The sequence below is a fragment of the Micromonospora sp. KC723 genome (genome assembly GCF_004348595.1).
In the GTDB taxonomy this organism is placed as follows: Bacteria; Actinomycetota; Actinomycetes; order Mycobacteriales; family Micromonosporaceae; genus Micromonospora.
The window spans coordinates 1-19,529 of the sequence record NZ_SMKD01000110.1; the positions used below are offsets into that span (position 1 = coordinate 1).

Consider the following 19,529-nt stretch of genomic DNA (forward strand, 5'->3'; position numbering starts at 1 on the left):
GGGTGGGGTGGAGGCGGGTGTCGTACGGGCGTGGTGGGATGTGGGGGTGCAGGGGTACCGGCTGGTGCGCCGGCCTGCCGGACCGGTCCCGGACGACGGGCGGTCCGCCGCGACGGTTCGGGGGGACCGTCGGCCCGGCGGGCCGACCGAGGGCGACGGTCGGGTCGGCGCGGGCACCGAGGGGGAGTTGCGGTCCGCGGGGCCGGCGGGCGATGCCGCGTACCCGGCGCACGGGCAACTTCGGGGGCGGCTCGACCCGCTCCAGGCGGGGGTCGTCGCGCACACCGACGGGCCGATGCTGGTCATCGGCGGTCCGGGCACCGGCAAGACCAGCACCCTCGTCGAGGCGGTCGCCGCCCGGGTGGCCGAGGGCATCGACCCGGAGCGGGTCCTGGTGCTCACCTTCGCCCGCCGGCAGGCCACCGACCTGCGCCACCGGATCGAGGCGCGGATCGCCGCCGACGGCCACCGGGTTCTGCGCGAGCCGCTGGTGCGCACCTTCCCGGCGTACGCGTTCGGGCTGCTGCGCCGGGCCGCCGCCGAGCGGGGTGAGCCCTCGCCCCGGCTGCTCACCGGCCCCGAGCAGGATCTGATCATCCGGGAGCTGCTCGACGTGGTCGGCGAGGAGCCCGGCGACGACCCGGTCGGCTGGCCGGAGGATCTGCGCCCCGCCCTGCGGACCAGGGCCTTCGCCGCGCAGCTGCGCGACCTGTTGATGCGGGCCGCCGAGCGGGGTGTCGGCCCGGTCGAACTGGCCCGGCTGGGAGAGAGGCTGGGGCGCGCCGACTGGCCGGCCGCCGCCCGCTTCCTCCGGGAGTACGTCGCCGTCCTCGCCCTGCGCGACGTCAGCAACCGCGGCTCGGTCGCGTACGACCCGGCCGAGTTGGTCCGGGCCGCCACCGGCATGCTGCTCGACGATCCGGAGCTGCTCGACGCCGAGCGCCGCCGGTTGGCCCACGTCTACGTCGACGAACTGGCCGACACCGACCCGGCCCAGCAGGAGTTGCTCGCCGTGATCGCCGGTGGCGGCAAGCCCCTGGTGGTGTTCGCCGACCCGGACTCCTCCACGTACGCCTTCCGCGGTGCCGACCCGGCCCTGGTCGGCGGCTTCCCGCACCGGTTCCGTACCGTCTCCGGAGCGCCGGCCGCGCAGGTCACGCTGACCACGTCCTACCGGGCCGGCGCGGCGTTGCTCGGGGCGGCGGGGCGGCTGGCCCGGCGGCTGCGCGGGCCGGCGGCGCACCGGCGGCTGCGTCCGCTGCCCGACACCCCGCCCGGCGCCGTCGAGGTGCGCACCTTCCGCTCCACCACCAGCGAGGCCGCCTGGCTCGCCCACGCGCTGCGTACCGCGCACCTGCTCGACGGCGTGCCGTGGTCCGAGATGGCGGTGCTGGTCCGCTCCACCCACCTGCACCTGCCCTCGCTGCGCCGAGCCCTGCACACCGCCGGGGTGCCGACCGTCGTGCACGGGGAGGACCTGCCGCTGCACCTGCAACCGGCGGTCGCGCCGCTGCTGCTCCTCCTGCGCTGCGCGCTGGAGCCGGAACGGCTCGACGAGGAGGCGGCGGTCGCCCTGCTGCACTCCCCGCTGGGCGGCGCCGATCCGTTGGCCGAGCGGCGGCTGCGGCAGGGGCTGCGGGCCCTCGCGCTGGCCGCCGGCGACCGTCGCCCCTCCGGGGAGCTGATCGTGGCGGCGCTGCGCGACCCGGCAGAGTTGGCCGGAATCGACCGGCGCTGGGTGGAGCCCGCCCGTACGGTGGCGGAGCTGTTGGCCACCGCGCGGCGGGCCGCGGCCGATCCCGGCGCCACCGCCGAGGACGTGCTCTGGGCGGTGTGGCAGGCCAGCGGGCTGGCCGAACGCTGGGCCGGTGCGATCAACCGGGGACGGGCCGCAACCGGCGAGCACGAGACCGCCCAGCGCTGGCGGGCGGAGGCCGCCGACCGCGACCTGGACGCCGTGCTGGTGCTCTTCGACGCGGCGGCCCGGTTCACCGACCGCCTGCCCGGTGCGCGGACCGAGGTCTTCCTCGACCACGTGCTCGGCCAGGACCTGCCCGCTGACACCCTGGCCGCCAGCGCCGACCGGGGCGACGCCGTCCGGCTGCTGACCGCGCACGCCGCCAAGGGCCTGGAGTGGGACCTGGTCGCGGTGGCCGGGGTCCAGGAGGGCGTCTGGCCCGACCTGCGGCTGCGGGGCAGCCTGCTCGGCTCGGAGCGGCTGGTCGACGTCCTCGCCGGCCGGGCCGACGACGCCGGCGCCCGGGCCGGCCTGGTCGGGCAGACCTCCGCCCTGCTGGACGAGGAACGCCGGCTCTTCCACGTGGCGGTGACCCGGGCCCGGCGGCGGCTGCTGGTCACCGCCGTCGCCTCCGCGGCCGTCGGCGGCGACGACCACGAGGAGCAGCCCAGCCGGTTCCTGTACGAGCTCGGTGTCGGCGAGTCGCCGGGTCCCGGCAGGTCGGGTGAGCGTACGCCCGGCGAGTCCGACAGGCCCGGCGGATCCGGTGACGACGGCGGCCACGCCGAGGACGGCGGGCGGGGGGAACTGCCGGTCGGGCAGGTGCCCCGGGCGCTGACCCTGTCGGCGCTGGTGGCCGAACTGCGTACCGCCGTGACCGACCCGACCGCCCCGGTCACCCGCCGGCGGGCGGCGGCGGCCGAGTTGGCCCGCCTCGCCGCCGCCGGCATCCCCGGCGCCCACCCGGACGACTGGTGGGGGCTGCGGGGCCTCTCCGACGACCGGCCGCTGGTCGAGGAGGGCGAACCGGTCCGGGTCACCCCGTCGGCCATGGAGAGCGCCCTGCGGTGCAGCCTGCGCTGGCTGCTGGAACGGCACGGCGGCAGCGGCCCGGCCAGCACCGCGCAGGGCGTCGGCAACCTGGTGCACGCCGCCGCGATGCTCGCCGAGGACGCCACCGCCGACCGTGCCGCCCTGCTGGAGTACGTGTCCGCCCGGTTCGACGCGATCGAGCTGGCCGCCCGGTGGATGGTGGGCCCGGAGCGGGAACGCGCCGAGGCCATGGTGGACAAGCTGCTCCGCTGGCTGGCGGGCAACCCACGCCGGCTGCTCGCCATCGAGCACGAGTTCGCCGTCCGACTCGACGACCCGACCCGTCCGGTCGAACTGGCCGGCCGGGTGGACCGGCTGGAGGTGGATGCCGACGGCCGGCTCGTGGTGATCGACCTGAAGACCGGGAAGTCCACCGCGGTGACCGAGCGGGAGGTGGCCGAGCACCCGCAGCTCGGCGCGTACCAGGCGGCGGTCGAGGCGGGAGCGTTCGCCGAGTTCGGCGACGAGCCCGGCGGTGCGGCGCTGGTGCAGCTCGGCACCGGGGCGAAGGACGCCAGGGAGCAGACCCAGGCCGCCGCCGGGCAGGGCCCCGAGGCCGGCTGGGCCACCGCGCTGGTGCGGCGTACCGCCGACACGATGGCCGCCGCGACCTTCGCCGCGGTCGCCAACTCGAAGTGTCGGGTGTGCCCGGTGCGTACCAGCTGCCCGGTTTCCGGGCAGGGCCGTCAGGTCGTGGAACCGCCGGCGAGCCGTCCCCCGGAGCAGCCGTGAACGTGACGAGCGAGCCCCCGTGCCTGGCCGCCCCCGACCGCCAGCCGGCGGGCGGGCCGGACGCCACATCGACGGAGGCACCCCGGTGAGCCAGCCCGCGCTGTTCGGCACCGCCGCCCCGGTGCCCCGCACCCCCGACTCCGGGCCGCGCTACACACCCGTCGAGCTGGCGAAGCTGCTGCGGCTGCCCGCCCCGACCCGGGAGCAGGCGGCGATCATCTCCGCCCCGGTCGAGCCGCTGCTGGTGGTCGCGGGCGCCGGCTCGGGCAAGACCGAGACGATGGCCGCCCGGGTGGTCTGGCTGGTGGCCAACTCGTACGTCCGGCCGGAACAGATCCTCGGCCTCACGTTCACCCGCAAGGCGGCCGGTGAGCTGGCGCACCGGGTGCGGGCCCGGCTCGACCAACTCGTACGACGGCTGGGGCGGCGCGGGCGCGATCCGCTGGACGACCCGCTCGCCGGCGAACCGACCGTCTCCACCTACCACTCGTACGCCGGGCGGATCGTCGCCGAGCACGGGCTGCGCGCCGGGTACGAGCCGACCACCCGGCTGCTCACCGAGGCGTCCCGCTGGCAGCTCGTCGACCTGCTGGTGCGCAACTACGACGGCGACATGTCCGAGGTGGACCGGATGCCGAGCAGCGTCACCGACGCCGTGCTGGCCCTCGCCGGCGAGCTGGACGAGCACCTGGTCGACCCGGACGATCTCGCCGCCTGGACCGGCCGCTTCTTCGCCGACGTCCAGTCCCGCCCCGGCCGGGTCTACGCCGACGTGCGGAAGGCGTTGCAGCTCCAGCAGACCCGGCTGAAGCTGCTGCCGCTGGTCCGGGCGTACGCCCGCCGCAAGGACGACTTCGAGGCGATGGACTTCGCCGACCAGCTCGCCCGGGCCGCCCGGGTGGCCCGCGACCATCCCGCCGTGGGGGCGATCGAGCGGGACCGTTTCCGGGTGGTGCTGCTCGACGAGTACCAGGACACCAGCCACGCCCAGGTGGTGCTGCTCAACGCGCTCTTCGGGGGTGGCCATCCGGTCACCGCGGTTGGTGACCCGTGCCAGTCCATCTACGGCTGGCGCGGGGCCAGCGCCGGCACCCTGGACCGGTTCCCCACCGAGTTCGCCCGCGTCGGCGGCGCCCCGGCCGAGGTGCTCGGGCTCACCACGAGCTGGCGCAACCGGCCGGAGATCCTCGGCGTGGCCAACGCGCTCTCCGTCCCGCTGCGCGCCGCCGGTGCCCGGGTGCCGGAGCTGCACGCGGCGCTGAGCGTCCGGGATCCGATCCCGCACCGCAGCCCGCGCGGCCACGCCGCGGGCACCGTCCACTGCGCACTGCTGCACACGTACGCCGACGAGGCCGACTGGATCGCCGACAGCGTGCTGACCGCCTGGCGGGGGGCGGCCGGGATGCCGCACGCGCTGCCCGAGCACATCCCGGTGCCGCGCCGCCCCACCACCGCCGTGCTGGTCCGGTTGCGCAGCCAGATCCCGGCGATCGAGGCGGCGCTGCGCGCCCGGGGGCTGCCGGTGGAGGTGGTCGGCCTGGGCGGCCTGCTGGACACCCCCGAGGTCCGCGACGTCGTCTGCACCCTGCGGGTGCTCGCCGACCCGACCGACGGGGCGGCGCTGCTGCGGCTGCTCACCGGCGCGCGTTGGCGGATCGGGCCGCGCGACCTGGTCGCCCTGCACCGGCGGGCCCGGGCCATCGCCAGGGCCCGGCGGGAGCGGACCGGCGACGACGGGCCGGAGATCACCGTGGACGCGCTGGACGAGGCGACCCTGGTCGAGGCGCTGGCCGACCTGGGACCGGCGCAGGCGTACTCGGCGGAGGGCTACGCCCGGCTGCGGTCGTACGCGATGGAGCTGGCGCTGTTGCGCTACCGGCTGGACCAGACGCTGCCGGAACTCATCGCGGACATCGAGCGGACCATCGGCCTGGACGTGGAGGTGGCGGTCCGGGCCGGCCGGGACGGCACCGGCGACGCCGGCCTGGCCCGGGGCCACCTGGACGCCCTCGGCGACGTCGCGGCCCGGTTCGGCGGGGAGACTCCCGGCGCGACCCTCGCCGGCTTCCTGGCCTACCTCGCCGCCGCCGAGGACGAGGAGCGCGGCCTGGCCCCCGGCGAGGTCGAGGTGGTGTCGGGGGCGGTACAGGTGCTCACCGCGCACGCCGCCAAGGGACTGGAGTGGGACGTCGTCTCGGTGGCCGGGCTGACCCGGGGCGTCTGGCCCGGCCCGGTGCGCAACTCCGACCACTGGCTGGGTGGGCTCGGCGCGCTGCCGTTCCCACTGCGCGGGGACGCCGACGGGCTGCCCGCGCTGGCCCTGACGCAGGCGCAGGACCAGCGCGGGGTGGCCCGGGCGCTGGAGGACTTCACCGACGCCTGGCGGGCGCACGACGAACGGGAGGAGCGTCGGCTGGCGTACGTGGCGGTGACCCGCCCGCGCCGGCTGCTGCTCTGCTCCGGCTACTGGTGGGGGGAGGGGACGAAGCGGTTCCGCGGCCCGTCGGTCTTCCTGCGCGAGGTGCACGACGCCTGCCTCGACGGCGGGGACGGCCACCTGGTCGACGAGTGGACGCCCGAGCCGGCCGGCGACGCGGTCAACCCCACCACCGAGATGGTGCTGCGGGCCGAGTGGCCGGCCGACCCGCTGGGCGTCCGCCGGCCGGCGTTGACCGAGGCGGCGACGCTGGTCCGCCGTTACCTCGCCGACCCGGCGGCGGCCCACCGCGAGCTGGTCCCCGACCCGGCGGCCGGTCCGGTGGCGGGCTCCGGGCCGATCGGCGCGGAAGCCGCGGATCCGGCCGGGGACGACCCCGAGGTGACGCGCTGGCGGCAGGAGGCGGACCTGCTCCTCGCCGAGCGTGCCGAGCTGCTGCGGCAGGCCGAGGCGGTGGAGGTTGCGCTGCCCGGGCACCTCTCGGTGACGCAGCTGGTGGCGCTGCGCCGGGATCCGGCGGCGCTGGCCCGTACGCTGCGCCGGCCGATGCCCACCGCCCCCAACCCGTACGCCCGGCGGGGCACCGCCTTCCACACCTGGCTGGAGCAGCGCTTCGGCGCGGACCGGCTGCTCGACGTCGACGAACTGCCCGGCGCGGCCGACGCGGACGCCGCGCCCGACGCGGCGCTGACCGAACTCCAGGAGCGCTTCCTGGCCAGCGAGTGGGCCGACCGGGTGCCGGTCGAGGTGGAGGTCCCGTTCGCCACGCTCATCGCCGGTGTGGTGGTCCGGGGCCGGATGGACGCCGTCTTCGCCCGCCCCGGCGGCCGGTACGACGTGGTCGACTGGAAGACCGGTCGGCAGCCTGTCGGGCGGGAGGCGGAGGTGGCCGCCGTGCAGCTCGCCGTCTACCGGCTGGCCTGGGCGGAGCTGGCCGGGGTGCCGGTCGACCGGGTGGGGGCCGCCTTCCACTATGTCCGGGACGGCGTCACGGTGCGCCCGGCCGACCTGCTCGACGCCGACGGCCTCACCGCGCTCATTGCCGGCGTGCCCGAAGTTGCCCCCGGGGGGTGGCAAGCTTGAGAATCCGTGGTACGTTGACAGCGTTGCAGTTTTGGTTTCCAGAGACTCTGTGTGCGCCTGGCGGATTGTGGCCCCGGGCGCTCTTTGTTGTGTCCGGAGTTCTCCGGGCGGGGCGACCAGCAGCGACAGCTACGCCGTGCAATCGCGTACGGTGTGCACCTTTTCGGCCCGCAACAGGTGCGGGTGCGAACGTTCCGTCAAGGAGACGAAACACATGGCAATTGGTACCGTCAAGTGGTTCAACGCTGACAAGGGCTTCGGCTTCATCACCCCGGACGGCGGCGGCGCGGACGTCTTCGCCCACTTCTCGGCGATCCAGTCCTCCGGCTACCGCAGCCTGGACGAGAACCAGCGCGTCGAGTTCGAGGTGACCCAGGGCCAGAAGGGCCCGCAGGCGGAGAACATCCGCCCGCTCTGATCCTCGGATCGACCGGTAACACCCTCCGCGCCCTCCGGGCGTGGTGACGGGCCGGTCCGCCGCGCCGCCCACCCGCTCCGGCGGTGCGGCGCGCTGCGGCGGACCGCCCGTACCCTTTCGGTTCGTGCTTGTGAGTCCCGGCGGACATGTCCGCCGGTGACCGCGTCGCCTCGGCGGCGCCCTCCCTCGACACGTGCCGCGTCGAGGAAGGCATCGCGCATGACCATGACCATTCCCAGTTTCGCCGCCACCGGCCTGGCTCCCGCGCTCGTCGCCGAGCTGGCCGCGCAGGGCATCAACGACCCGTTCCCGATCCAGGCGGCGACCCTCCCGGACTCGCTCGCCGGCCGGGACGTGCTCGGTCGGGGCCGTACCGGTTCCGGCAAGACCCTCGCCTTCGGGCTGCCCGTGCTGCACCGCACCGCCGGTCGCCGGGCTCGGGCCGGCCGCCCGCTGGCGCTGGTGCTGGTACCGACCCGCGAACTGGCCCAGCAGGTCACCACCGCGCTGGCCCCGTACGCCGCTGCCCTCGGGCTGCGCTGCGCCACCGTCGTCGGCGGCCTGTCGCTCCAGCGGCAGGCGGACGCGCTGCGCGCCGGTGCCGAGGTGGTCGTGGCCACCCCCGGACGGCTGCACGACCTGATCAACCGCGGTGACGCCCGTCTCGGCGAGGTCGCCGTCACGGTCCTGGACGAGGCTGACCAGATGGCCGACATGGGCTTCCTGCCGCAGGTCACCAAGCTGTTGGAGCAGGTCGACCCGAAGGGCCAGCGAATGCTCTTCTCGGCCACCCTCGACGGCGGCGTGGACCGGCTGGTCCGCCGCTTCCTGACCAACCCCGTCTCGCACTCGGTCGATCCGGGCACCGCCACGGTGACCGCGATGACCCACCACGTGCTGCACGTCGACGCGGTCGACAAGCCCGCCGCGCTCACCCAGATCGCCGCCCGCGAGGGCCGCACCATCCTGTTCATGGGGACCAAGCACCGCGCCGACCGGCTGGCCCGCCAGCTTCTGGCCAAGGGGGTACGCGCCGCGGCCCTGCACGGGGGCAAGTCGCAGCCGCAGCGGACCCGGATCCTGGAGCAGTTCCGCACCGGCCAGGTCACCGCCCTGGTGGCGACCGACGTGGCGGCCCGGGGCATCCACGTCGACGGCCTCGACATGGTGGTCAACGTGGACCCGCCGACCGAGGCGAAGGACTACCTGCACCGGGGCGGTCGTACCGCCCGGGCGGGGGAGTCCGGCACGGTGGTCACCCTGGTTCTGCCGGAGCAGCGCCGGGACGTCTCCCGGCTGATGAGCGTGGCCGGCATCAAGCCCCAGTCCACTGAGGTGCGCCTCGGCGACGAGGCCCTGGCCCGGGTCACCGGGGCCAGGGAGCCGTCCGGGATGCCGGTGACCATCGTCGCCCCGCAGCCGGCCCCGACCGCCCGCCCGCGTACGGCGGGGCAGGCGCACCGGGCGTCGGGACGTTCACGCCGCCCGCGTCGTCCCCGTACCGCCTGACGCCGGCCGCCGTCGACGCCGCCTGCGGTCCGTCCCACCCGGCACCCGTCCGGACGCGGGGCGACCGGAGGGGTGCGGTCGGTGACGGTGTGGGGGGATGAGTCGGTAAGGCGGCGGAAGTGCGTCCGATCGGCGACTGTCGCCGGGCCGGCGGGTGATCGATGCTCTCCCCCGGGGGAAGAGCCGACCGGGGGGCCGGCTCGGAAAGGTCGACATGGTGGGCGACGCCGACTCGGGGGCGGTGCGTGAGCTGATGGTGGTGCTGGCGGTGGCGGGCGCGGGCCTGCTGCTCGCCATGGTCGCCGCGTTCGCACCCTGGCATCCGCGGCCGGGCCGGGGCGCGCCGGTGGGGCTGGTGGAGTTGCACAGCCCCGGCGGCGCGGGGGCGCCGGCCGTGGGGCTGACCGCCGGCTGAGGCGGGTCTCGGTGCGCCGGTCACCGACCGGCCTGGTCGAGGACGCCCCAGCGGCGGCGGATCGCCGTGTCGGCCGCGCCGAAGACCGCGTCGACCAGCAGGCCGATCACCAGGATCACGATCATGGTGGAGAGCAGCCACGGGGAGTCCGCCAGTTCCCGGGCGTAGGTGAGCTGCGCGCCGAGCGAGGTCTGCGAGATGCCGACGACCAGCAGCTCGCCGGCCATCAGGCTGCGCCAGGAGAACGCCCAGCCCTGCTTGAGCCCGGCGACGATGGCCGGCAGCGCGGCGGGCGCGATGACGTACCGGTAGAGGCCGAGCCCGTGGGCGCCGAGGTTGCGGCCGGCCCGCAGCAGCAGCGGAGGGACGTAGTCGACCCCGGCGATCACGCCGTTGGCGATGGACGGCGCGGCGCCGAGCACCACCACGAAGAAGATCGCCTTCTCGCTCAGCTCGAACAGCAGGATCGCCAACGGGAACCAGGCGATCGACGGCATGGTCTGCAGGGCGGTGATCATCGAGCCGATGGCCGCCCGCAGCACCGTCGACCGGGCGACCGCGAGCCCGACCAGCAGGCCCACGGCGACCGAGAAGACGTACCCGACGGCGGCCCGGCGCAGCGTGACGGCGATGCCGTCCCAGAGTTGGGCGCTGCCGGCCTGCCGGAGCAGTTCCTCGCCGACCACCAGCGGGCCGGGCAGCGACCAGGGCGGCTTCCAACCGCTCAGGACCACGAGCTGCCAGATCGCGACGGCCAGCGCCAGCGCGGCGAGCTTCGGCCAGGTGGCCGCCCAGATCCGGGCGCCCCGGGAGGTCTCCTTCTGCCGGCCGGCGATCTCCAGTGCGTCCAGTCCGGAGAGTTCCGCGTCGGTGCGGGTCAGGGTGTCAGGCGGCATGGCGGCCCACCTCCGTACGGAGCCGATCGGTGACCTCGGCCGCGATCGCGGCGACCTCGGGGGAGTCGATGCGCCGGGGCCGGGGCACGGCCACGTCGGTGGACCAGATGATCCGGCCGGGCCGGCTGCTGAGCAGGATGATCCGGTCGGCGAGCCGGGCCGCCTCGCGGACGTTGTGGGTCACGAAGAGGACGGTGAGGTTGCGCTCGGTCCAGATCCGTTCCAGTTCGTCGTGGAGGATGTCGCGGGTCATCGCGTCCAGCGCGCCGAACGGCTCGTCCATCAGCAGCACCGGAGTGTCCAGGGCGAGGGTGCGGGCCAGGGCGACCCGCTGCCGCATCCCGCCGGACAGCTCGTGCGGGCGCTTGCGACCGAAGTCGGCCAGGTGGACGGTGCGCAGCAGCTCCGCCACCCGTTCCCGGCGTGCCGCCCGGGGGATGCCGCGCAGCTTGAGCGGCACCTCGACGTTGGCCTCCACGGTCAGCCACGGGAAGAGCGCCGGCTCCTGGAACATCAGCCCCGGGCGGGCTCCGTCGGCGACGGTGATGTCGCCGCCGCTGGGGCGGTCCAGCCCGGCCACGAGGTTGAGCAGGGTGCTCTTGCCGCATCCGGACGCTCCGACGAGGCAGACGAACTCGCCCGGCCGGACGTCGAGGCTCACCCTGTCCAACGCGAGGACGACGTTTGTCCCGCGCCCGTACACCTTGGTCACGCCGGAGAGCGCCACGGCGGTGGTGGCGCTCTCCGGCGTCGTCGTCGTGGGCGTCACGGCTGCGCGACCTGGCGCTTGCCCTGTGCCTTGAGCACCTCGTTGAGGTAGGTCAGGTCGTAGAGTCCGTCGAGGTTGACCGGCTGGGTGAGTCCCACCGCGACGGCGTGGTCCAGCCCGGTCTTGAGCGAGGAGGCGATCGGGTCGTTGGTGAACTCCAACGTCGGCCACGCCTGCTTGATCAGCTTTACGTCCAGCGGCTTGCCGGTGATCCGGCCGATGTGGGTGGAGATGGCCTGCTGGGCCTCGTCCGGCCGGGTGTTGACGTACTCGTTCGCGGCCACCTGCCCCTCGACCAGCTTCTTCACCACGTCGGGGTGGGCCTTGAGGAACCTCGTGGACACGATCAGGTTGGTGATCACGAACTTCCGGTCCGGCCAGAGGTCACGCTCGTCGACGAGGACCTTGCCGCCGGCGTTGACCAGCCGGGAGACGAACGGCTCGGGAACCCACGCGCCGTCGATCGCGCCACTGCCGAAGGTCTCCACCGTCTGCGCGTTCTCCTGCGGGACGATGGTGACGTCGCCGCCGCCCTCCTTGGTGGTGTTCAGGCCCTTCTCCTTGAGCCAGTAGCGCAGCGCCACGTCCTGGGTGTTGCCGAGTTGCGGAGTTGCGATCTTCTTTCCGCGCAGCTGCTCCACCGAGGTGATCTCCGGCCTGACGACCAGGGCCACCCCGCCGGAGGCGGCGCCGGAGATCACCCGGACGGCCTCTCCCCGGGACTTCGAGAAGGCGTTCACGGTCGGGTTGGGACCGATGTACGTCGCGTCGAGCGCGCCGGAGAAGATCGCCTCGATGGCGGCCGGGCCGGCGTTGAAGGTCTTGGTCTCCAGCTTGACGCCACTGCCGAGCTTCTCGGCGAAGATGCCCTTCTCGACGCCGACCACCGCCGGGGCGTGGGTGATGTTCGGGAAGTAGCCGAGTCGCAGGGTCACCGGGCCGGACGCGCCGGACGCGCTGTCGTCACCGCACGCCGCGGTCGTCCCTGCCGTCGCCACGCCGATCACGGCGAGGGTGGCGAGGGAGACCAACCGGCGGAAGGGTAGCCGTCTCATCGTTCATCCAATCCCAGTATCCCTACTTAGTCGATAGGAATGCTGGGACAGCCTGCGGGCGGCGTCAAGAGCCGTCCACCATGCAGGACGCGGCCCTGCTGGGAAGTCGGCTGTTCCGCCGGACCGAGGAAGCGCGCGACGACCCTCGGGGCCGCACCGGCCGCCGGGCAGGGCCGGTCCCGGCGCGGCCCGGAAGGGTCGCCGGTGGCGGGAGCGCGGACGCGTTAGGGTCGATCACGTGCCGACGCGGAGAGCGAAGATTCCAGCGACGAAGTACCCCGTCGAGAGGTTCCGCCTCGACAACGGCCTGCGGGTGGTGCTCACCCCCGACCGCAGCGCCCCGGTGATCGGGGTGGCGGTCGTCTACGACGTCGGTATCCGATCCGAGCCGGAGGGGCGGACCGGCTTCGCCCACCTCTTCGAGCACCTGATGTTCCAGGGTTCGGAGAACCTGGAGAAGCTGGCCCACTTCCGGCACGTCCAGGGCGCCGGCGGGACCTTCAACGGCTCCACCCACCTCGACTACACCGACTACTACGAGACGCTGCCGGCCAACGCGCTGGAACGGGCGTTGTTCCTGGAGGCCGACCGGATGCGCGGCCCCCGGCTGACCGAGGAGAACCTGCGCAACCAGGTCGACGTGGTCAAGGAGGAGATCCGGGTCAACGTGCTCAACCGGCCGTACGGCGGGTTCCCCTGGCTGACCCTGCCGCCGGTGATGTTCGACACCTTCCCCAACGCGCACGACGGCTACGGCTCCTTCGACGACCTGGAGTCGGCGACCGTCGCCGACGCCGCCGACTTCTTCCGCCGCTACTACGCCAGCGGCAACGCCGTCCTGGCGGTCAGCGGCGACATTGACGTGGCCGAGGCGACCACCCTGGTCGAGCGGCACTTCGGTGACGTGCCGGCCCGCCCCGCGCCGACCCGCCCCGACTTCGCCGAACCGGACCTGACCGTCGAGCGGCGGCACGCCTACACCGACGCGCTGGCGCCGCTGCCGGCGGTGGCCGGGGCCTGGCGGGTGCCCGACCCGATCGACGACTTCGCCGGCTACCTGCCGTACGTGGTGCTGGCCGAGGTGCTCACCGACGGCGACGCGTCCCGGCTGGTCGAGCGGCTGGTCCAGCGGGACCGTACGGTCACCGGCCTCGGTGGCTACCTGGGCTTCATGGGCGATCCCTTCGACGTACGCGACCCCACCGCGCTGCTGCTCCAGGCGCATCTGCCGCCCGGCGGCGACGTGGACAAGGTGCTGGGCGCGATCGACGAGGAACTGGACCGGCTCGCCACCGACGGGCTGACCGACGGCGAGTTGGCCCGCACCCAGGCCCGGATGGCCACCCACCTGCTGCGCGACACCGACGCGGTGCTCGGCCGGGCGCTGCGGATGGCGGTGCTGGAGCAGCAGCGGGGCGAGCCGGGCCTGCTCAACGAGTTGCCCCGGCTCGTTGGTGAGGTCACCGAGGAGCAGGTACGCGCCGCCGCCGCCACCCTGCGGCCGGAGCGCCGCGCCGCAGTCGAGGTCATCCCCGGAGGTGCCAGGTGAGCGCGAGGAGTGAGCCGGGTTTGCGAGCCCCGCAGTCGCGGACGGGGGTGGGCTTGGTGAGCGCGAGGAGTGAGCCGGGTTTGCGAGCCCCGCAGTCGCGGACGGAGGAGGCTCGGTGACGACGACCGTCGTGCCCGCCGCGCCGCGCGGCCTGCCGCCGCTCGGCCCCACCCGCAGGCTGAAGCTGCCGAAGCAGGCCGAGCGGACGCTGCCCAACGGGCTGACCGTGATCGCGGTCCGCCGTCCCGCCGTCCCGCTGGTCGAGTTGCGGCTGTGGATGCCGTTCGGGCGTGCGCACCTGGCCCGGGGCGCGATGCTCTCGCAGACCCTGCTCTCCGGCACCGCGACCCACACCGCCACCCAGATCGCCGCCGAACTGCAGAAGGTCGGCGGAGGGCTCTCCGCCGGGATCGACCCGGACCGGCTGATGCTTTCCGGGGCGGGCCTGGTCACCGGCCTGGGCCGGATGCTCGAGATCCTCGCCGACGTGCTGACCGGGGCCGCCTACCCGACCGAGTGGGTCGACACCGAGCGGGACCGGCTGGTCGACCGGATCCAGGTCGCCCAGAGCCAACCGGCCCACCTGGCCCGGACGGCCCTGCTCAAGCGGATCTACGGCCGCCACCCGTACGCGGTGCAGACCCCCGAGCCCGATCAGGTCCGAGCCGTCCGCCCACCGGCGTTGCGCCGGCTGCACGCCGAGCGGGTCCACCCGGCGGGCGCGGTGCTGGTGCTGGTCGGCGACCTGCAGCCGGAACGGGCGCTGGACGCCGCCGAGCTGGCCCTGGCCGGTTGGCAGGGCGATGGGCACCGGGTGGAGTTGCCGCCCGCCCCGCCGTTGGAGCCCGGCCCGCTGCTGCTGGTCGACCGGCCCGGTTCGGTGCAGTCGTCGCTGCGCGTCGCGCTGCCGGCGGTGCCCCGCACCCATCCCGACCATGCCGCGCTGCAACTGGCCAACCTGCTCTTCGGGGGCTACTTCTCATCCCGCTGGACGGAGAACATCCGCGAGGACAAGGGCTACACGTACGGGCCGCACTCGGCCGTGGAGCACTCCGTCGCCGGCTCGGCGCTGGTGGCCAGCGCCGAGGTGGCCACCGAGGTGACCGGTCCCGCGCTGCTGGAGACCACGTACGAGCTGGGTCGGCTGGCCACGCTGGCGCCGAAGCCGGACGAGCTGGAACAGGCCCGCCAGTACGCCCTGGGCACCCTTCAGCTGGGCATGTCCACCCAGGCCGGCCTCGCCTCGTTGACCAGTGCGTACGCGGGCAACGGGCTGCGCCTGGACTTCCTCGCCGAGCATGCCGCCCGGCTGGCGAAGGCGACCGTGGACGACGTCGCCGAGGTTGCCGCCCGCTACCTGGCCCCGGCGAAGGCGGTCACCGTGGTGCTGGGTGACGCCGACCGGATCGAGGGGCAGTTGTCCGCCCTGACTCCGGTACGTCGGGAGCCGGCGTGAGCGGCGAGCCGACCCCACCGCTGGCCCGCTCCACCCTGGACCGGGCGGCGCACCGGCGTACCGACCGGGAGTGGTTGGCGCAGGCGTGGCTGCGGGCCCGGGTGCTGGTGCTCGACTCGGCCCGCGACGGGCGGGCGCTGGTACGCGACGGCACCAATCCGCCCGCGTTGGTGCTGCGGGACGCGGTCGAGCTGGGCCCGATGGGGGAGAGCGTGCGGCTGTTTCTCGGCGTGGAGCCGGACGGCGTCCCGGTCTTCGCCGTGGACGCGCCGCTGCCGGAGTTGCCGGGCACCCGGGAGGCGAGCCTGCGCGAGGTCGGCCATCTGTTGGCTGACCGGGACGCGGGGCTCTTCACCACCGCGTTGGCGCTGGTGAACTGGCATCTGGGGCACGGCTGGTCGCCACGGACGGGGCACCGCACCGAGGTCGACGAGGGCGGCTGGTCCCGGGTGGACGCGCAGGGCCACCGGGCCTGGCCGCGGACTGACCCGGCGATGATCGTGCTGGTGCACGACGGGGTGGACGGGCTGGACGGGCGTTGCCTGCTCGGTAACAACGCGACCTGGCCCCGTACGGCCGGAGAGCGCCGTTACTCCTGCCTGGCCGGTTTCGTGGAGCCGGGGGAATCGGCCGAGGCCGCCGTGCTGCGCGAGGTCCGCGAGGAGGTCGGGATCGCGGTCGAGCGGATCGTGTACGCGGGCAGCCAGTCCTGGCCGTTCCCCGGTTCGCTGATGCTCGGTTTCCTGGCGGAGGCGGATCCGGGGGCGCCGGTGCGGCTCGATCCTGCCGAGATCGCGTACGCCCGCTGGTTCACCCGGCGGGAGATCGGCGCGGTGCTGGCGGGCCGGCCGGTGGACGTCGGCGGCGGTGACCGGATGATCCTGCCGCCTGCGTCCTCGATCGCGCTCTTCCTCATCCACCGCTGGCTCGACGGCCACTGCTGACCGGCGGCGGCCGGTGCCCGTCGGCGCGGCTGGCCTCGTGTTCCGCGGCATGTCGTGGTGTCAGGGCCGGTGGATGTCGCAGGAAGCCGCATCGTGCGGGGCCCGGCGGGCCCGGGGCGGACGCGGTTCCGGCCCGTGGCCGTCGTTGCCGCGACGGTCACGGGCCGGAGCACGGGGCCGTCATGGCGGAAGGGCGAGGAACGCGGCGGGGGAGCCGGTCCGCCAGGACGGACGTCGGTGCGTCAGGTGCCGGTGCCTGGCCGGCCTCCCTGCCGGTTGGAGGCGCGCCCGTCGAGCGGGAGTACCTTGACCCGCTGCCGGCCGGAGCGGACCGCGCCGACGCTGGAGAGCGCCCGCGCGAGCAGCAGCGCGGCCTCCCGGTCCTCGGCGTGGACGATCTGGCGGCGCGGCTCGGGCGCGGTCGTCTCGTCGCGGAGCCGGCCGCCGCCGGCGCAGGCGGCGGCGATGTCGGTGTCGGCGGCGGCGCGGATGTCGGTACGAACGATCAGGAAACTCATGGCTGTCTCCGGATGGACCGCGACGGACGGGTACGCAGTGGAAGTTCCACGTCACTGAAACGTCATGTTACGCCCGCCGTCCGTCCCAGCAAGTGAAACGCCGGCATCGGTGTGAGCGTTGTCCGATCATCCGATGCCTGTTCAGGATGGTTGTGGCGACGGACGCGACGAGGGGCCGCCGGCGTCGTGCCGACGGCCCCTCGCCTTGTCGCCGGATCAGGTCAGGTCGAACTGCCCGTTCTTCGCGCCGCTGACGAAGCCGAGCCATCCGGCCCGGTTGAACAGCAGCACCGGCCCGCTGGGGTCCTTGCTGTCGCGCAGCGCGACCGCAGCGGCGCTGAGCGGGGCCATCTCGACGCAGTTCGAGGTCTGGCTGCGGGTGCTCTTGCGCCACGCGGCGTCGGCCAGCTGCCGGGCGGAGAGGGTGTTGCGGATCTCGTTCATGGTTCTGCTCCTGCTCTGGAACTCCGATGGGGCCGAGTGGGCCCGCCCGGCCCCGACGGAGGTCCGGTGTGGATCACCGCTCCGTCAGCCGCCCGGACGGCCGACGCTGGGCCGGCGCCGCTGCCGCCCCGTGGGCCGCCGTGGACGGAGTCGCCGTCCCGGTCAGTCGCCCCGTCTCCTCGAAGAGCCACGAGACGGTGTCCGTTGCGGAGAGCGCCGCCGAGCACAGCCACTCGAAGACCACTTTATAGTGATTTACGGTGTTTGCGTCGTGTGACATGACGTCGATGAAGCCACCTTCGATCGCCAGCGTCTCCGGATCCTGCGGATCGGCGAAGCGGTAGAGCGAGAACGCGGTCGGTGGCAGGTAGAACTCGCCGATCACCGTCGTGCGTTGCAGCAGGCGCAGCGTGACGTTGGGAAGCATCGCCAGCTCGCAGAGCTTGGCCAACTGCTCGCGGCGTACCTCGACCGGGCCGGCCCGCTCGCCGAGAGCCGCCTCCTCCAGCACCGCCGTGTAGCGGGGACCGTCGACCCGGTCCAGCAGCGACTGCCGGGCCAGCCGGGCGCGGACCTCGGTCTCCGGTCCCTCGCCGGCCTGCGGGTCACCGGCCGTCTCGGCGGCCCGGTCCGCCGAGACGATCCGCAACCGGGCGTAGCCGGGGGTCTGTAGCAGCCCGGGCACGAGAACGGGGTTGTACTCGCGGATCTCCGCGCAGCCGGCCTCGATCTCCGCCCAGCCGAGCTGCTGCTGCGTCATCACCGGGTACGACTTGCGCCAGCCGCGCACGTCGCCGGCCTCCCGGGCGATGGTGAGCAGGTCCGTCTGCAACTCCGCGTCCGCGCCGTAGAGAGCCAGCAGCACGGCCACGTCGTCCGGGTCGGGTCGGCTGCGCCCGTTCTCCAGACGGGACAGCTTGGACGCCGACGCCCAGCCGATACGTTCGATCACCTGGTCGCCGGTGAGCCCCGCCGCCTCGCGCAGGCGGCGCAGTTCGGTGCCGAGCCTGCGCCGACGCAGGATCGGGCTCGGTACGGCAGGAGGCACGGTGTCCTCGATTCCGTCGACCGCCGCGGACGCGACGGTAACTGTATGAAGTTCGCCCCCCACGGTCAGTATGGACGCGCGACCGACGTCGGAGGTTCCCGGCAAGGGCGTGTCACGAGACAAAAAGAGGACTGTGGAAAGTGCCAGCGGCACGGACGACGATGACCGGGCCGGCCGCACCTCCTCCAGACCGCGCCCACCGGGCGCCACCCCCGTGGAGGGAACCCCATGCGCACCGTCCTGCGCCACCCCGACTTCCGACTGCTCTTCGGCGCGTTGCTGGCCAGCATGGCCGCCGAGTCGATCCTGCTGCTCGCGCTCGCCATCTGGGTCAAGGACCTGACCGGCTCGGACGGCCTGGCCGGCGCGACCATCTTCGCGATCATCGCGCCGATGACGCTGGCGCCGCTGGTGGGTTGGGTCGTCGACCGGTGCCGCCGTCGGCCGTTCTTCGTCGCCGCGAACCTCGGCACGGCGATCCTGCTCACCCCGCTGTTCGCCGTCCGGGACCGGGCCGATGTCTGGATCATCTACGTGGTGGCCGCCCTGTACGGGCTGTCGTACCTCACGCTCAGCGCGACCCTCAGCGGCCTGATCCGGCAGCTCGTGCCCAGTGAACTGCTCGCCGAGGCGAACGGGGCGTTGCAGACCGTCCGGCAGGGGCTGCGCCTCGGTGGCCCGCTCGCCGGCGCGGCCCTCTACGCGGCGGTCGGCGGGTGGCTGCTCGCCACGCTGGCGATGGTCGGGTTCCTCACCGCCGCCGCCGTGGTCGGGCTGCTCCGGACCAGCGAGGTCGAGCCGGCACCGGTCACCCTGCGCTGGTCGGCCGAAGTGGGTGCCGGGCTGCGCCACCTGGCCGGGGAGCCGGCGCTGCGCCGGGCGCTGCTCGGCTACGGGCTGGGCTCGCTGGTGATGGGCTTCAGCGAGTCACTGATCTTCGCGTACGTCGACCAGGGGCTCGGCCGGGACGCCGCGTTCGTGGGGGTGCTGGTCACCGTGCAGGGCGTCGGTGGGCTGGTCGGTGGCCTGCTCTCCCCGGCGGTGGTGCGTCGGGTCGGCGAGGTCGGCGCGCTCGCCGCGGGAGTGACCTTCTTCGGGCCGGCCGCGCTCGCGCTGGCCTGGCCGGACCTGCGGCTGGGGGTGCTCGCGCTGCTGCTGGCCGGGGTGTCGCTGCCGCTGACCATGGTGGGGCTCAACACGCTGATCCAGCGGCGTACCCCGCCGGGGCTGCTGGGCCGGGTGACCGCGGCGTCGGAGGCGCTGGTCAGCGGGCCGCAGGCATTCTCCATCGGGGCAGGCGCGCTGGTCGTCGGCGCGTTCGACTACCGCCTGCTCTTCGTGCTCGTCGGGGTGATCACCACAGCGGCCGGCGTCTGGCTGTGGCGCGGCCGTCGCCTCTCCCCGCCCGCCGCGTGGCGTGCCGTCC

At 74.3% G+C, this 19,529-nt stretch carries 15 protein-coding genes; 9 read left to right on the forward strand and 6 right to left on the reverse strand.

The genetic code is table 11. From position 1 onward, the window contains the following. The first annotated feature begins 46 nt into the window (after positions 1 to 46). The 5 genes from E1165_RS21450 (at position 47) to E1165_RS21470 (ending at position 9,424) form a co-directional block, all read left to right on the forward strand. Positions 47 to 3,562, forward strand: a complete 3,516-nt coding sequence (locus E1165_RS21450) for an ATP-dependent helicase (protein WP_371687374.1) — start codon at positions 47 to 49, stop codon at positions 3,560 to 3,562. An 85-nt stretch (positions 3,563 to 3,647) separates the two neighbouring features. Then, the gene (locus E1165_RS21455) at positions 3,648 to 7,082 is read left to right on the forward strand and encodes an ATP-dependent DNA helicase (protein ID WP_132393576.1); all 3,435 of its coding nucleotides are present in this window, start codon (positions 3,648 to 3,650) and stop codon (positions 7,080 to 7,082) included. A gap of 214 nt (positions 7,083 to 7,296) precedes the next feature. Next, positions 7,297 to 7,500 carry a cold-shock protein gene (locus E1165_RS21460; RefSeq protein WP_007464836.1) on the forward strand — a complete coding sequence of 68 codons (204 nt, stop codon included), beginning with the start codon at positions 7,297 to 7,299 and terminating at the stop codon, positions 7,498 to 7,500. Between the two features lie 219 nt (positions 7,501 to 7,719). Beyond that, positions 7,720 to 9,009 carry a DEAD/DEAH box helicase gene (locus tag E1165_RS21465; RefSeq protein ID WP_132393577.1) on the forward strand — a complete coding sequence of 430 codons (1,290 nt, stop codon included), beginning with the start codon at positions 7,720 to 7,722 and terminating at the stop codon, positions 9,007 to 9,009. A 214-nt stretch (positions 9,010 to 9,223) separates the two neighbouring features. After that, the gene (locus E1165_RS21470; RefSeq protein ID WP_132393578.1) at positions 9,224 to 9,424 is read left to right on the forward strand and encodes a hypothetical protein; all 201 of its coding nucleotides are present in this window, start codon (positions 9,224 to 9,226) and stop codon (positions 9,422 to 9,424) included. A 20-nt stretch (positions 9,425 to 9,444) separates the two neighbouring features. Here E1165_RS21470 and E1165_RS21475 read toward each other — a convergent pair whose 3' ends face one another. The 3 genes from E1165_RS21475 to E1165_RS21485 are packed head-to-tail and all read right to left on the reverse strand — an operon-like array spanning position 9,445 to position 12,144. Beyond that, the gene (locus E1165_RS21475; RefSeq protein WP_132393579.1) at positions 9,445 to 10,320 is read right to left on the reverse strand and encodes an ABC transporter permease; all 876 of its coding nucleotides are present in this window, start codon (positions 10,318 to 10,320) and stop codon (positions 9,445 to 9,447) included. Continuing rightward, positions 10,310 to 11,089, reverse strand: a complete 780-nt coding sequence (locus tag E1165_RS21480; protein WP_132393580.1) for an ABC transporter ATP-binding protein — start codon at positions 11,087 to 11,089, stop codon at positions 10,310 to 10,312. The genes E1165_RS21475 and E1165_RS21480 overlap by 11 nt, the downstream gene beginning before the upstream one ends. Continuing rightward, a complete protein-coding gene (locus E1165_RS21485; protein ID WP_132393581.1) occupies positions 11,086 to 12,144 on the reverse strand; it encodes an ABC transporter substrate-binding protein in 1,059 nt (352 codons plus the stop codon). The genes E1165_RS21480 and E1165_RS21485 overlap by 4 nt, the downstream gene beginning before the upstream one ends. 238 nt (positions 12,145 to 12,382) lie before the next feature. On the opposite strand from E1165_RS21485, the gene E1165_RS21490 reads away from it, so the two are divergent. The 3 genes from E1165_RS21490 (at position 12,383) to nudC (ending at position 16,093) form a co-directional block, all read left to right on the forward strand. Then, the gene (locus tag E1165_RS21490) at positions 12,383 to 13,693 is read left to right on the forward strand and encodes a pitrilysin family protein (RefSeq protein ID WP_132393582.1); all 1,311 of its coding nucleotides are present in this window, start codon (positions 12,383 to 12,385) and stop codon (positions 13,691 to 13,693) included. Between the two features lie 115 nt (positions 13,694 to 13,808). After that, on the forward strand, positions 13,809 to 15,149 hold the full coding sequence (locus E1165_RS21500; protein WP_132393583.1) for a pitrilysin family protein: 1,341 nt from the start codon (positions 13,809 to 13,811) through the stop codon (positions 15,147 to 15,149). After that, on the forward strand, positions 15,146 to 16,093 hold the full coding sequence (gene nudC, locus E1165_RS21505; protein WP_132393584.1) for an NAD(+) diphosphatase: 948 nt from the start codon (positions 15,146 to 15,148) through the stop codon (positions 16,091 to 16,093). Before E1165_RS21500 ends, nudC begins: the two co-directional genes overlap by 4 nt. A gap of 242 nt (positions 16,094 to 16,335) precedes the next feature. On the opposite strand, the gene E1165_RS21510 is transcribed toward nudC, so the two are convergent. The 3 genes from E1165_RS21510 to E1165_RS21520 all read right to left on the reverse strand — a co-directional run bounded on the left by E1165_RS21510 (position 16,336) and on the right by E1165_RS21520 (position 18,103). Beyond that, on the reverse strand, positions 16,336 to 16,611 hold the full coding sequence (locus tag E1165_RS21510) for a hypothetical protein (protein WP_132393585.1): 276 nt from the start codon (positions 16,609 to 16,611) through the stop codon (positions 16,336 to 16,338). A gap of 216 nt (positions 16,612 to 16,827) precedes the next feature. After that, the gene (locus tag E1165_RS21515) at positions 16,828 to 17,055 is read right to left on the reverse strand and encodes a DUF397 domain-containing protein (protein ID WP_132393586.1); all 228 of its coding nucleotides are present in this window, start codon (positions 17,053 to 17,055) and stop codon (positions 16,828 to 16,830) included. A gap of 73 nt (positions 17,056 to 17,128) precedes the next feature. Further along, positions 17,129 to 18,103 (reverse strand): helix-turn-helix transcriptional regulator, encoded by a 975-nt coding sequence (locus E1165_RS21520; protein WP_132393587.1) that lies wholly within the window; start codon positions 18,101 to 18,103, stop codon positions 17,129 to 17,131. Positions 18,104 to 18,331: 228 nt separating this feature from the next. Between E1165_RS21520 and E1165_RS21525 the strand changes: the two genes are divergently transcribed. Continuing rightward, the coding region (locus E1165_RS21525; RefSeq protein WP_132393588.1) for an MFS transporter at positions 18,332 to 19,529 on the forward strand (1,198 nt) is incomplete at its 3' end.